General features: G+C 54.0%; 14 protein-coding genes. 4 read left to right on the top strand and 10 right to left on the bottom strand.

What is annotated here, in order from left to right; translation table 11 throughout:
- Nucleotides 1-158: 158 nt before the first annotated feature.
- The 4 genes from ASN_RS17015 (at nt 159) to ASN_RS17000 (ending at nt 3,848) form a co-directional block, all read left to right on the top strand.
- Nucleotides 159-773, top strand: a complete 615-nt coding sequence (locus ASN_RS17015) for a YjbE family putative metal transport protein (protein WP_058988922.1) — start codon at nt 159-161, stop codon at nt 771-773.
- A gap of 80 nt (nt 774-853) precedes the next feature.
- Nucleotides 854-2,827: a lytic transglycosylase domain-containing protein gene (locus ASN_RS17010; protein WP_058989437.1), complete on the top strand. Its 1,974-nt coding sequence runs from the start codon at nt 854-856 to the stop codon at nt 2,825-2,827.
- Nucleotides 2,824-3,315: a phosphatidylglycerophosphatase A family protein gene (locus tag ASN_RS17005; RefSeq protein WP_058988921.1), complete on the top strand. Its 492-nt coding sequence runs from the start codon at nt 2,824-2,826 to the stop codon at nt 3,313-3,315. Before ASN_RS17010 ends, ASN_RS17005 begins: the two co-directional genes overlap by 4 nt.
- A gap of 5 nt (nt 3,316-3,320) precedes the next feature.
- Nucleotides 3,321-3,848, top strand: coding sequence for a CinA family protein (locus tag ASN_RS17000; RefSeq protein ID WP_099048327.1), 528 nt, complete (start codon nt 3,321-3,323; stop codon nt 3,846-3,848).
- A gap of 79 nt (nt 3,849-3,927) precedes the next feature.
- Here ASN_RS17000 and ASN_RS16995 read toward each other — a convergent pair whose 3' ends face one another.
- The 10 genes from ASN_RS16995 to trpD form a co-directional block, all read right to left on the bottom strand.
- The gene (locus tag ASN_RS16995) at nt 3,928-4,296 is read right to left on the bottom strand and encodes a hypothetical protein (RefSeq protein ID WP_058988920.1); all 369 of its coding nucleotides are present in this window, start codon (nt 4,294-4,296) and stop codon (nt 3,928-3,930) included.
- A 144-nt stretch (nt 4,297-4,440) separates the two neighbouring features.
- Nucleotides 4,441-4,917: a type II toxin-antitoxin system RatA family toxin gene (locus ASN_RS16990; RefSeq protein WP_006559918.1), complete on the bottom strand. Its 477-nt coding sequence runs from the start codon at nt 4,915-4,917 to the stop codon at nt 4,441-4,443.
- A complete protein-coding gene (lipA, locus tag ASN_RS16985) occupies nt 4,917-5,891 on the bottom strand; it encodes a lipoyl synthase (RefSeq protein ID WP_058989435.1) in 975 nt (324 codons plus the stop codon). The genes ASN_RS16990 and lipA overlap by 1 nt, the downstream gene beginning before the upstream one ends.
- Nucleotides 5,892-6,026: 135 nt before the next feature.
- Nucleotides 6,027-7,439, bottom strand: coding sequence for a dihydrolipoyl dehydrogenase (lpdA, locus tag ASN_RS16980; RefSeq protein ID WP_058988919.1), 1,413 nt, complete (start codon nt 7,437-7,439; stop codon nt 6,027-6,029).
- 15 nt (nt 7,440-7,454) lie between these two features.
- Complete coding sequence (locus tag ASN_RS16975) at nt 7,455-8,723, bottom strand: pyruvate dehydrogenase complex dihydrolipoamide acetyltransferase (RefSeq protein ID WP_058988918.1); 1,269 nt, start codon at nt 8,721-8,723, stop codon at nt 7,455-7,457.
- A 10-nt stretch (nt 8,724-8,733) separates the two neighbouring features.
- Nucleotides 8,734-10,113 (bottom strand): pyruvate dehydrogenase complex E1 component subunit beta, encoded by a 1,380-nt coding sequence (locus ASN_RS16970; RefSeq protein ID WP_058988917.1) that lies wholly within the window; start codon nt 10,111-10,113, stop codon nt 8,734-8,736.
- A gap of 6 nt (nt 10,114-10,119) precedes the next feature.
- Nucleotides 10,120-11,130, bottom strand: a complete 1,011-nt coding sequence (gene pdhA, locus ASN_RS16965) for a pyruvate dehydrogenase (acetyl-transferring) E1 component subunit alpha (RefSeq protein WP_006558731.1) — start codon at nt 11,128-11,130, stop codon at nt 10,120-10,122.
- A 131-nt stretch (nt 11,131-11,261) separates the two neighbouring features.
- Entirely contained in the window at nt 11,262-11,690 is a 429-nt protein-coding gene (gene moaC, locus ASN_RS16960; protein WP_058989434.1) for a cyclic pyranopterin monophosphate synthase MoaC, read from the bottom strand.
- Between the two features lie 52 nt (nt 11,691-11,742).
- Nucleotides 11,743-12,609 carry an indole-3-glycerol phosphate synthase TrpC gene (gene trpC, locus ASN_RS16955; protein ID WP_058989433.1) on the bottom strand — a complete coding sequence of 289 codons (867 nt, stop codon included), beginning with the start codon at nt 12,607-12,609 and terminating at the stop codon, nt 11,743-11,745.
- A gap of 2 nt (nt 12,610-12,611) precedes the next feature.
- Nucleotides 12,612-13,736, bottom strand: a complete 1,125-nt coding sequence (gene trpD, locus ASN_RS16950; protein ID WP_058988916.1) for an anthranilate phosphoribosyltransferase — start codon at nt 13,734-13,736, stop codon at nt 12,612-12,614.
- Between the last annotated feature and the right edge of the window lies 1 nt (nt 13,737).

Raw genomic sequence — 13,737 nt, 5'->3', positions numbered from 1 at the left:
GTTCCTCCTGAGAACGGGATAATGCGCGCTTCTCTAACCGATTTCGGTCGTCCCGTCTTCCCGTAATGAATAAAACTTTGACTCGAGGGGACGCTTTAAGGAGTTTCAGGCCGCAGGGTGGTGTTTATCAGCCCTTACTCAGACGAATCGGAGTTTCTGTGCACGGTTTTCTTGATGCTTTCAGCCTGAAAGCAGTGATCGCCTTTTTGCAGGTTGTGTTGATTGACGTGACACTGGCTGGCGATAATGCGGTTGTTATCGGTCTGGTTGTCCGCTCCCTCGCGCCAGACGACCGAAAGAAGGCTATTTTTGCAGGTATTGGGGCTGCAGCGCTTATTCGCATTCTTATGGCGTTGGTGGCGGTTAAACTTCTGGCCATAGTGGGGCTGACGCTGGCCGGTGGCTTTCTGCTGCTCTGGGTCTGCTGGCGTATGTACCGCGAAATGAAATCCGACCAAACTCATACCCAGAACGGAACTGCTCCTGCCCCGGGCAGTCTGGGTAAAGCGATCTTCCGTATTCTGATAGCAGACCTTTCCATGAGTCTGGATAACGTGCTTGCCGTTGCTGGCGCAGCAGCCGAGCATCCGGGCATCCTTGTTATGGGGCTGGTTCTCTCCGTGCTGCTGATGGGTATTGCGGCTTCTTATATCGCCCGGCTGCTGGACCGGTACAAATGGATTTCCTGGGTGGGGCTGCTGATTGTGCTGGGCGTTGCCATTGAGCTTATTGTGAAAGGTAGTGGCGAAGTCTGGGGGCATATTCCCCACTGACATGTATGCCTGATGTGTTTGACCGCACATCAGGTAACAGAACGGCTTGCCAGCCACGCCGGGATGACTCATCTTTCCGCATGGTCTTTTTTTCTTCTTCGCCGCGTATCTGCGTCGCTCTGCCATTGCTTGCTCTGCTCCTCAGCGGGTGCTCGGCGCAGACTGATCAGCCCCCTGCCTCCCCTGCTCAGCCTGCATGGCCTTCCCTCCAGCAGGCGGCCGCTGGTAATGCGCCGGTTGACCCAGTCGCCAGTCGTTTGACTGTCTGGCTCAGTCTTGTCGGCTCATCCCATGGCAGCGCGCAGGAATATGCCGACTTTCTGAATACGCGACCGGTATGGCCCCGATGGCAACTGCTGAAGCTGCGTATGCAGCAGGCGTTGGCCGAAGAGCGTGATCCCGCAGTTTTGGCCCGACTCTGTGCGGAGCAGCCTCTTACTTATGGGCCAGCCCTTGCTCAATGTCAGGGGCAGGTAGGATCCTCACAGCCTGCACTTTCCCAAAAACTCGTCGCAGAAGCCCGGCAGGCCTGGATGAACGGGAATGATACGTCCAAAGATGCAAACGCTTTAACCGCATCCTTCTCCCAGGCTATTACGCCTGAGGCTTCCTGGTTGCGTTTTGATCGGGAAGAAAAAGCAGGCCTGCTTTCCGCCGCACGCCAGACGATATCGTATCTGAGCAGTGCGCGTCAGCCTCTGGCGCAAGCTCGACTGGCTTTGCATGGGGGAGATGTTTCTGCGGAAGGCACACTTGCCGGACTGACCCCTGCCGATGCAGCTAATCCGTTTCTAGTGATTGATTATGCCCGCTGGTTACGCCTTCAAAAACGGTATGACGATGCTCTTGCTTTGTGGAAAAGCAAGGGCCTGCAAGCCGAAGCAACAACCCATCAGGCGGTATTCTGGCGGGAGCGCGATGCGTTGGCCAGAGAGTTTCTGTTAAGCGGACAGAATGAGCAGGCTTTTTTTCTGGCCAATGATGCAGCAGCCAACGGCACGAACCATCTGGATGCAGCTTTTCTAAGCGGCTGGCTTGCTTTGCAAAAACAGAATGCCCCTGCCGTTGCAGAACCTTTTTTCCGGCAGCTTGCGGCTTCTTCTTCCCTTATCACCAAAAGCCGTGGACTTTACTGGCTGGGGCGTGCCCACCTTGCTGTGCATGATGAGGCTACGGCACGGGCTGATTTCTTGCAGGCCGCGTCTTATCCCGGCACATTTTATGGTCAGATGGCGGCAGCAGAGCTGGCTGGTAACAAAGCGACGCTTCTTGCGCCGACCGAGATTCCCGATGAGGTAGTCCGTCGTTTGAAGGCAAGTCATGATCCCTCAGTGGCGACGGCGGAATCCGTTCGTCTTTCCGGGAGTGATCTGGCTCAGGCTGCGCAAATCCTTGTCTCATGGGGAGATCGACCCCATGCGAGAGATTTTCTGACATTGCTCAGGCAGCAGCTTGTCACGCTGCCGGACAAGATGGCGCTTTCCAGCTTGGCACTTCAACTCAACCTACCTGATATTTCGGTGGCCGTTGCGCGGGATGTTGGACGAGATGGGATTTTTCTTTTGCAGTCAGGATGGCCGCAGCCCTACACGCCACCGCCCAGTTCCCTTCCGCCGGGGCTAGTGTTGGGGCTCATGCGTCAGGAGAGCAATTTCAATTCTGACGCCATCAGCTCGTCCAATGCTATTGGCTTGATGCAACTCAAGCCTTCTACCGCTGGAGACATGGTCCACGCCGCAGGACTTTCCTCTTCAGCCGCCACGGCAACAGGCCTGCATGATCCTGATAATAATATGCGACTGGGGATTGCCTATCTGACGCACCTTCAGGATCGGTTTGGTGGCGTGGTTCCTTACATCGCGGCCGCTTACAATGGCGGCCCTACCCGGCTTGCGCGGTGGCTTTCAACCGCAGGAGATCCGGGCCGTACTGGTGCTTCGCAAGTGGATATGATCGACTGGATAGAGAGCATTCCCTTTTCTGAAACACGGAACTACGTGGAGCGTGTGTGGGAAAACATGACCGTTTATGCGGCTCTGGGGCAAAAGACATGAAAATTTCGCGTGTGATTGCCACCTTTGGCGGCTGTGGACTGTCACCAAAAGCGCCAGGAACTGTCGGATCGCTTGCTGCGTTGTTGGTGGCGTTGCCATTCATGCGGCGTAAACGTGTTTTGGCAACGGGGGCTGTAGTGGCCAGTGTTGCCGGTTGGTGGGCGGCGGATCAGGCAGGTGATGGTGAAGACCATGGCTGGATCGTGATTGATGAAGTTGCCGGTATGTGGATCAGCCTTCTGGCCTGCACAGCCTCTAAACCCACAGAAGACACCTCAAGCCAGGAAAGCCCTTTCATCTGGTCTTTGGTTGCGTTTGCACTTTTCCGGTTGTTCGATATCAGGAAACCCGGCCCTGTTGGTGTGCTGGACCGGCGTCATGATGCACTCGGCATTATGGGGGATGATATTGTGGCGGGGATTATGGCTGCCGGATGTATCAAAACGTTCAGGTGGCTTGGGCGGGCGTTGAAGCCAGCCAAAGGATAAATGCCATGCATAACGTCCACCTTCTTGTTACATCTGCCTTGCAGGAAAAGCTGCTGGTACAGTCTTCTGCCATGTTGAATATGTTGCGGCATCATCACGCAAAAATTGTAACGGCAGAAAGTTGCACAGGTGGTTTAGTGGCGGCAGCCCTTACACATCATGCCGGATCATCTGATGTGACTGAAGGAGGCTTTGTTACTTACTCCAACCGCATGAAGCAGGTTGTTCTGGGAGTAAGGGACGCTACCCTGTTACAGTTTGGTGCTGTCAGCGCAGAAACTGTTGAAGAGATGGCAGAGGGGGCGTTGCATATGTCTCCTGATGCAACGCTTGCTGTTTCTGTTTCGGGTATTGCGGGGCCTTCTGGCGGATCTGAGGCCAAACCTGTTGGTCTGGTCTGGTTTGCTACAGCCGTTCGGAATGGAGCCACAATTTCAGATGCGCAGAATTTTGCTGGAGACCGCACTCAAATAAGGACTCTCGCAGCCTTGCATGCCTTGGAACTTGCAGCAAAGCGTCTGGAAACAGAATAAGAAAAAACCCCCGAAAAGTTATCTTTCGGAGGTTTTCGCAAGTCAAATAAGCATTAAATTTTCAATGAAATGAGCAGGATTACTGGCCACCTGTAGGAGCATTGGAAGGCTCTGTGGTGGACGGCATGGTCGGTGCAGACGGTGCTGGTGGAACCGTAACACCGGTGCCGGCAGCCGGAACCGGTGCGGTGACATCAGGAGCCTTCACGGTCGGTGCTTCCGGGAGGGTGCCGGGTGCAGGGGCTACTCCATTTGTCGGAGCCGCCTGCCCGCTCTGAGCTGCTGCCAGACTTTTGCTGTTCAGATCATCTGTGGATGCGCTTCCGTTGTCCGCCTTGGCACCTTTATGTGCATGCTCATATTTGTGGCCATGGTGAGGAGCTGCAAAAACCGGATGAGCGACCACTGTGGCAGAGGCGAGTGCAGCAACGGCAAAGAGTTTCTTCATATCGGTTTGTCCTTATCCCAGATGTTGAAATGCTTTTCAGGTTAGAAAGCCGTTTTCCAACATTTTTGTAATGTATCGAACTTTCGTTCTTTCAACAACAACGTAGCATCTGGCAAAATGTAACCGGCAAAAAACAGTTTTCTGTTAAGTAACAGATCTTTCTTCGCGTACAGCGGGCGATGCACTCAGTGGTGGCCCATAGACATCTTTGGCGCGCCGGAGAAATGCAGACACCATCAGGCGCACGGCTTCACCAAAAACCACGCCAATCGCAGCCTGAAGAATTTTGGACCGAAATTCAAAATCGACAAAAAATTCAACCAGACACCCTTTTTCGTCCGGCGTGAATTTCCAGATGTTTTTAAGGTAACGAAAAGGGCCGCGTTCGTACTGGACGGTAATATAGGTGGGTCTATCCAGCGTAACGCGAGAGGTGAAGCTTTCCCGAAACGGCCCAAAGCCAACCGTCAAATCCGCGACGAGCTGAGTAGCAGTGCGGGACCGGACACGGGCCGCGACACACCATGGCAGAAATTCCGGATAACGCCCCACATCGGCGACAAGATCAAAAATCTGTTCAGGACGATACGCGAGAACACGCTTTTCTGCGTGTTTAGGCATCAGACGCTCCCTTTCAGTCGTGCAGACCGTGCTGCCCGCAGTTCTGCAAAGTCCGCATCAGCATGATAGGAAGAGCGTGTGAGCGGACTGGAACTCACCTGAAGAAACCCTTTTACACGCGCCATGGTGCCATACTCCTCAAACTCTGCCGGGGTAACAAACCGGGCGACTGCCGCGTGTTTGACCGTAGGTTGGAGATACTGGCCCATGGTAATAAAATCCACATCCGCAATACGCAAATCATCCATGACTTGCGCGAGCTCCATTTTCTCTTCCCCCAGCCCCAGCATCAGGCCAGATTTGGTGAAAATGGAGGGATCAAGCTGTTTCACGCGGTCCAGCAAGCGCAGGGACTGGTAATAACGTGCCCCCGGCCGGATGGTGGGATAAAGCCGCGGCACAGTTTCCAGATTGTGGTTGAAGACATCCGGACGCGCTTCAACAACGACTTCCAGTGCGTTGTTTTTTCGTAAAAAATCAGGCGTCAGAATTTCAATTGTCGTTTCAGGAGAAACAGAACGGATCGCGTTGATGACACGGGCAAAATGGTGTGCGCCGCCATCTGCCAGATCATCTCTATCCACTGAGGTGATGACCACATGACGGAGGCCGAGTTTGGCAACGGCTTCAGCAACCCGTTCTGGTTCATCGGCATCCAGAGCATTGGGCAGACCCGTGGTGACATTGCAGAATGAACAGGCCCGCGTGCAGATTTCCCCCATGATCATCATGGTAGCGTGGCGTTGTGACCAGCATTCCCCAATGTTCGGGCAGGCTGCTTCTTCACATACCGTGACAAGCCGATTGTCCCGCATCAGCTTCCGCGTCTCATGATACACTGGATGAGACGGTGCCTTGACGCGGATCCATTCCGGCTTGCGGGCAATAGGGTTATCGGGCCGGTGTGCTTTTTCGGGGTGCCGGGTTTTGCTGGCTCCCCCCTTCCGATGATCAATCAACACACGTGTAGACATGATATTACCCGCTAACACCCTAACATTATATCAGAACTGGAACGCCCTTGCCTGAGCGTCAAGGCAAGAACATTCCAACTCTGCTTATCGTGCCATCACACCCACGAGATGAGAGAGCAAGTCACTCTTTGTTGTCTAGAAATGCAGCGCTCCACCATACGCTGCCAGAACTGCTTCATGCATCGATTCAGAAATGGTCGGATGCGGGAAGATGGTCTCTGCCAGTTCAGCTTCTGTCAGCTCTCCGGTGCGGGCAATAACATAGCCCTGAATCATTTCAGTAACTTCCGCGCCGATCATATGGGCCCCAAGGAGTTCACCGGTTTTTTCATCAAAAACCGTTTTAATGAACCCTTCAGTTTCTCCCATGGCAAGCGCTTTGCCGTTGGCAATCAGCGGGAATTTACCCACCCGCACTTTATAACCTGCCTCTTTGGCGCGCGCTTCCGTGTAACCAACGGATGCTACCTGTGGCCGGCAATACGTACAGCCCGGAATTTTTGTAATATCAATGGGATGGACGGTTTTTCCTGCAATAGCCTCCACGCACATCACAGCTTCATGGCTGGCTTTGTGCGCAAGCCATGGGGCGCCGGCCAGATCTCCAATAGCATAGACACCAGGTTCACCCGTGCGGCAAAAAGCGTCCGTAACCACATGGGTCCGGTCTACCTTGATCTTGGTGCCTTCGAGGCCAAGATTTTCGACATTGCCAACGATGCCGACGGCTGAAATAACCCGGTCGACGGTGAAGTTTTCGGTTTTACCGTTAACTTCCACCGGAACCGTGACATCCTTTTCCGATTTCTTGAGGGCCCCAATTTTAGCGTTTGTCAGCACTTTCATGCCCTGTTTTTCAAACGCTTTCTGGGCCAGCGCGCTAATCTCTTCATCTTCAACTGGCAGAATACGGGGGGCGACTTCAACCAGCGTGACGTCCGCGCCCATATTCCGGTAGAAAGAGGCAAATTCCGTGCCGATCGCCCCGGACCCAATTACCAAGAGTTTGCCAGGCATGGCATCGGGCACAAGAGCTTCCCGATAGGACCAGATCAGCTTGCCATCGGGTTCAATGCCAGGAAGAACGCGCGCGCGGGCGCCCGTAGCCAGAATGACGTGTTTTGCGGTCAGGTTGACAGAAGCAGCCTTCTCCTTGGTTACAAGAAGTTTGCGTTTGCCCTCTTTGGTTACGCCATCCAGCTTACCGAACCCATCGAACACGGGCACTTTTGCTTTTTTCAGCAGATGCGCCACGCCAGAGGAAAGCTGCTTGGAGACAGCCCGGGAACGCGCCACGACCTTGGCAAAGTCAAAGCTGATATTATCAGCCTTGAACCCATAAGGGCCAAGATCATGCAGAAGATGGTTAATTTCAGAAGCCCGGAGAAGTGCCTTGGTGGGGATACATCCCCAGTTCAGGCAAATTCCCCCCAAATGCTGTGCTTCAACCACCGCCACAGAGAGCCCAAGCTGAGAGGCGCGAAGCGCCGCCACATAGCCGCCGGGGCCACCGCCAACAACGAGAATATCAAAATCGGTCTGGCTCATGATCGTCCCCTTGTATCAAATGACCAGTGTCAGGGGAGATTCCACCACTGACCGGAAAGCGGAAAGCCATTCAGCCGCCACGGAACCATCTACTACCCGATGATCAACAGAAAGCGTGACGGTCATGACCGTCGCAATAGCCAGTTCACTTCCCTTTACCACGGGCTGTTTGCGGCCTGCGGCAATGGCCAGAATGGCAGCCTGTGGCGGGTTAATGATGGCCGAGAAGTCTTTCACGCCATACATCCCCATATTGGAGATGGAGAACGTTCCACCCTGGAACTCTTCCGGCTTCAGCTTCCCTGCCCTTGCCCGCTTCACCAGATCCTTGGTTTCCTGACTGATCTGTTTCAGGCTCTTCTTGTCTGCCTGCCGGACAATGGGTGTGATCAACCCGTCAGGAATGGAGACGGCGATGGAAATGTCCACGTCATCATGCAGGATCATCGCGTCTTCAGTGAAGGATGCATTCACTGTCGGGATGCGTTTGAGAGCAACGGCTGCGGCCTTGACCAACATGTCATTCACAGAAAGCTTGAATGAATCAGGCCCTTCTTCTGGCGAGGTCGCGTTTAGCTGGGCGCGCAGGGCCATAAGCGCATCCAATTCAATATCAACCGACACATAGAAGTGCGGAATGGTACTTTTGGCTTCACTGAGGCGCCGGGCAATGACCTTGCGCATCGTGGAGTGCGGCACGCTTGTGCTGCCGCCAGCCGCAGCGATAGCTGGCGCCGTTGCAGCGGCGGACGCGGAGAGCGGCTTTGCTGACGCGTTTTCCACATCCCGACGCACGATGCGGCCATTGGGGCCAGTGCCTTTTATCTGGGTGAGATCGAGCCCCTTCTCTTTGGCGATCCGTTTCGCCAGAGGAGATGCAAAAACCTTGTGGGCGGCAGATGCGGCTGGGGAGGTCACGGGCGACTTCTGAACGGACGGTGTGGCTGCTTTGGGAGCCGTTTCCGCTGGAGCAACTGCATCCGTTTTTGAAGGCGTAGAAGCATCTTTCTGAGGAGCGGCAGCAGTCTCGGGCACTGCCTCCCCTTCTTCCACCAGAATAGCGATAGGAGCGTTGACCGGCACGCCTTGTGTGCCTTCTGAAATCAGGATTTTTCCCAGAATCCCTTCGTCCACGGCCTCCACTTCCATCGTCGCCTTGTCGGTTTCGATTTCCGCAAGAACATCCCCGCTGGAAACAGTATCCCCTTCCTTCTTGAGCCAGCGGGCCAATGTGCCCTCTGTCATTGTCGGAGAGAGAGCCGGCATCAGAACTTCAATAGCCATTGTGTTTTCCTCAGACCAAGCCCTTAACGGCATCAATGATGTGCTGGGGCTGCGGAAGCGCAAGCTTTTCCAGATTGGCGGCAAACGGCATGGGAACGTCTTCGCCAGCTATGCGCACAGGTGGCGCATCAAGCCAGTCAAAAGCGTGTTCAATAATCTGCATGGCCACCTCGGCTCCAATTCCAGCGAAAGGCCAGCCTTCTTCCACGGTGACCAGACGGCTGGTTTTCTTCACGCTCTCAACAATCGTTGCTGTATCAAGCGGGCGAAGAGACCGCAGATTGATGACCTCAGCCTGAATGCCCTGTTCAGCTAATTGCTCGGCTGCCTGTAGTGCCGTACCGACCATGATGGAGAAGGCCACGATGGTCACATCCGTGCCAACGCGTTCAATTTTTGCCTTGCCTATGGGCAGAATGAAATCTTCATCTGTCGGACACTCAAACTTGCGTCCGTAAAGAATTTCATTTTCCAGAAAAACAACTGGGTTGGGATCTCTGATGGCAGCGCGCAGCAGTCCTTTGGCGTCGGCGGCAGACCACGGGGCAATCACCTTCAACCCCGGCACATGAGCATACCAGCTGCCGTAGCACTGGGAATGCTGGGCTCCCACACGGGCGGCAGCACCATTGGGGCCACGGAAAACAATGGGGCACCCCATCTGGCCGCCTGACATATACAAAGTTTTTGCGGCAGAATTTATAATATGATCAATAGCTTGCATTGAGAAGTTCATAGTCATGAACTCGACAATGGGTTTCAGTCCGGTTAATGCGGCACCTACCGCCATGCCGGTAAAGCCATGTTCGGTGATAGGCATATCAATAATACGCTTCTCACCAAATTCAGCCAGAAGACCTTGGGAGATCTTGTAAGCGCCTTGATATTGGGCAACTTCTTCACCCAGCAGGAAAACATCAGGATCACGGCGCAGCTCAGCCGCCATCGCCTGATTCAGGGCTTCACGAACAGTGATCTCGGCTGTTTCACCCCAGTCCTTTTCAGGCTCTGCATTCGGCAGGGAGACAGAAACAGGGGCCACCGTTTTCTTGGCCACGGCCGCTTCAGGAGCAGTATTTTCTTCTGGCGCGCTGGTTTCAGCAGAGGACGAGGATTGCGCCTGCTGCAGATTTTCGGGAACGTCCTCTCCCTCTGCAACAAGAATTGCGATGGGCGTGTTGACGGCTACACCTTGCGTACCCTCGGCCACCAAGGTGCGGCCCAGAATTCCTTCATCAACAGCTTCTACTTCCATCGTCGCCTTATCGGTTTCGATTTCCGCAAGAACATCCCCACTGGAAACAGCGTCCCCTTCCTTTTTGAGCCAGCGGGCCAACGTGCCCTCTGTCATTGTGGGAGAGAGAGCCGGCATCAGAACTTCAATAGCCATAATCGATCAAGCCTCTAGCAGAACATCTGTATAAAGTTCGGCAGGGTCAGGCTCTGGGCTTGTCTGCGCGAATTCAGCACAATCATTAACAACGGCTTTGACATCATTTTCGATGGACCGCAGGGTCGCGTCTTCCACGCCTGCATCCAGCAAAATCTGGCGAACGTGATCAATTGGGTCACGTGTCTTGCGCACCGTATCCACTTCTTCGCGCTTGCGGTATTTTGCGGGGTCAGACATCGAATGACCACGATAACGATAGGTCATCATTTCCAGCAGGTAAGGGCCTTTGCCAGCACGGCAGTGCGCGACCGCTTCGGCTGCGGCTTCATGCACGGTAGCAATATCCATTCCGTCCACGCGCCGGCCGGGGATGCCCCACGGTTCGCCGTTGCGCCAGAGTTCATGGGAAGCAGAGGCGCGCTCTATACTTGTCCCCATGCCATAAAGATTGTTTTCTATAACAAAAATACAGGGAAGCTTGTGTAACGCTGCCAGGTTGAAGCTTTCGTAAACCTGTCCCTGATTGGCGGCGCCGTCCCCAAAGTAGGCAATGGAAACCTCATCCGTACCACGGTATTTGTTGGCGAAAGCCAAGCCAATTCCAAGCGCAACCTGCGCGCCCACAATGCCGTGTCCACCGTAAAAATTCTTTTCACGGGAGAACATGTGCATGGAGCCACCCTTGCCATGCGAATATCCTGTTGCGCGCCCGGTCAGTTCCGCCATCACGCCACGTGCGGTCATGCCTGCAGCCAGCATCTGTCCGTGATCACGATAAGAGGTGATGATTTTATCACCATCCTTGAGCGCCATCTGAATACCGACAACAACAGCTTCCTGGCCGATATATAAATGGCAGAAACCACCAATAAGGCCCATGCCATAAAGCTGCCCGGCTTTTTCCTCAAATCGGCGAATAAGCAGCATATCGTGAAACGCTTGCGTGAATTGTTCCCGCGTGAGGGACGGCCCGTTCCCACCGGTTTTCTGAGCGATCGTCTTACCCGCCTCCATGGGCTCTTCCTTTTATGTTTTGAGTGTTCTCAAAGATCTTCAGGCTGGTCTCTTTTGAACAAGGTCGTATTTCGTCAAGAGGCCGGACTGCTTATCTGCGAAGCATCTTAATGTCTTGTTTCCTGATAGACTTACTGGGCGTGATAGTCTCCAGATTGACCGCCACTTTTATGAAGAAGGCGGATATCGGTAATAAGCATTCCCCGATCAACGGCCTTGCACATATCGTAGAGGGTCAGCGCTGCGGCAGATACCGCTGTCAACGCCTCCATCTCTACGCCAGTTGCCCCTGTTGTAACAACAGTAGCCGTGATCTCAATCTTGTTATCTGTCGGAATCAGATCGATGGTTACGCTGCTTAGTGCCAGCGGATGACAGAGGGGAATGATGTCGGAAGTCTTTTTTGCGGCCATAATGCCCGCAATACGCGCTGTGGCCAACACATCCCCTTTTGGGGCTGTGCCTGACACAATGAGATCCAGCGTCGTGCTTTTCATCTGTACGACGCCGCTGGCAACGGCTTTTCGTTTTGTGGCGCTTTTGGCAGAAACATCCACCATATGCGCCTGCCCTGCTTCATTCAGGTGCGTAAGGTGGCCAGTGGATACCACGTCAGGCAAACCCGAGAAGAGCCCGCGCTGCCTTGCCTGGATCGGCGTCACGCAAAAGTGACTCTCCAACCAGAAAGCCGGTAGCGCCGATTTCGGCCAGCTTCATGATGTCCGCATGCGTTTTGATGCCGCTTTCAGAAACGATGATTCTGTCTGGGGGCACCAAGGGTGCCAGGTCACACGTTGTCTGAATATTGGTTTCTAATGTCTTGAGATTGCGGTTGTTTATCCCAATCAGAAACGTATCAAGTGCCAAAGCGCGGTTGAGTTCTTCCTCATCATGCACCTCGACCAGCACGTCCATATCAAGTCCTTTGGCATGATCGACAAGTGCGAGCGCTTCTTCGTCCTTCAGGATGCTCATGATCAGCAGGATGCAGTCTGCCCCCAGCATCCGACTCTCATAAACCTGCCAAGGATCAAGAATGAAATCCTTGCGCAACACAGGAAGGGAGCAAGCTGCACGTGCAATCTGCAAATCTTCGTTCTGACCATGAAAACAGGAACTTTCGGTCAGCACGGAAAGGCAAGCAGCGCCAGCCTGCTCATAACTGGCGGCAATGCGCGCGGGGTCATACTCTTCGCGCAAAATACCGGCTGAGGGAGACGCCTTCTTGATTTCGGCGATCAGACCAATAGTGCGATCGGCAGCTTTTTCTTTAAGGGCACGTCCAAAACCACGTGGGGAGTCTTTGCTTTCCTGCGCTTTGGCAATGACGTCCTTAAGGGGCAGAAGGGTTGAACGGTGCTCAACCTCAACTCTTGTCCGCGCGACAATACGGGAAAGCACATCAGGCAGTTCTTCCGCCTTGATGCACGCTTCTGCGTCTGTCACTGCATTTGCGGCCGAATTGAGTACTTCGTTCATAATCATCCTGTCATGTTTTCAGCATGCGTCTTGGAAGATGACGTACGCAAACCATTCAGCACAGCTAGCGCTGTGCCATCGGTGAGCGGGCGACTGACTTCCGCAATGCACTCCCTGAGCGCCTGGGTGTCAATTTCTGATCCCCGCAGAATTGTCGTGTGCCCTGCTACATGGAGCGCGCAGGCAGCATTCAGCAAAACAGTATCACGGTAAGGCCCCGTTGCGCCACGGAGAAGCTCTTCCAACGCGGCGGCATTTTCTGCCGCACTTCCTCCTTTGATGGCAGTAACGGGCGTAACAGCAAAACCAGCCATCTCAGGTTCAAGGATTAGGGATTTTTTCTGTCCATTTTCAAGAGCGACAATCTGGGTTGGGCCAGCAAGCGTGACTTCATCAATCCCCTGCCCTCCTTCCGCAGGTTTTCCGCAAACAGCCCATACCCGTTCGGAGCCAAGCTGGGCCAGCACATCAACGATGACCGAAAGCCAAGCAACGGAAAACACACCTACAAGCTGATTTTTGACGCCTGCAGGATTCACCAATGGTCCAATGAGATTGAAAAGAGTCCTCACTCCTAATGCTTTACGAGTAGGAGCTGCGTGCCGCATGGCCGGGTGGTGGTGGGGAGCCGCTAGAAAAACAAGATGATGTGCATTCAACTGCGCGGAGAGAAATTGAGGGTCCGCAGACAGGGGAACACCCAAAGCGCCTAACACATCGGATGCGCCAGATTGGGAAGAGACAGCCCGGTTACCGTGTTTTGCGACGGGAATACCCAATGCGGCCAGAACAAAAGCCGTTGCTGTCGAAACATTCAATGTCCCGTAATTGTCGCCACCCGTACCGCAGACATCAATTGTTCCTGCGGGCACATGGGGTACTGGCAACATTCTGGTACGTAGAGCAGTAACGGCCCCCAGTAGCTCGTCCCCGCTTTCACCGCGCACACGCAGGGCCATCAGAAAAGCAGCAATACGCTCAGCAGAAACACTGCCGTCAACAATTGCGCCAAAGGCTTCTTCTGCTTCCTTGGCCGTCAACTTCAAGCCGTTGCTCAGCTTGATGAGAATGGCAGAGAAAAAAGCGTCCTGTTGGTTATCTCCGCGGGAGAAACTGGTTTCTGACATG

This window comes from Acetobacter senegalensis (genome assembly GCF_001499615.1).
Classification (GTDB): Bacteria; Pseudomonadota; Alphaproteobacteria; order Acetobacterales; family Acetobacteraceae; genus Acetobacter; species Acetobacter senegalensis.
Note: the sequence above shows the minus strand (reverse complement) of the source record. Positions and strands in the feature narration are given on the sequence as shown.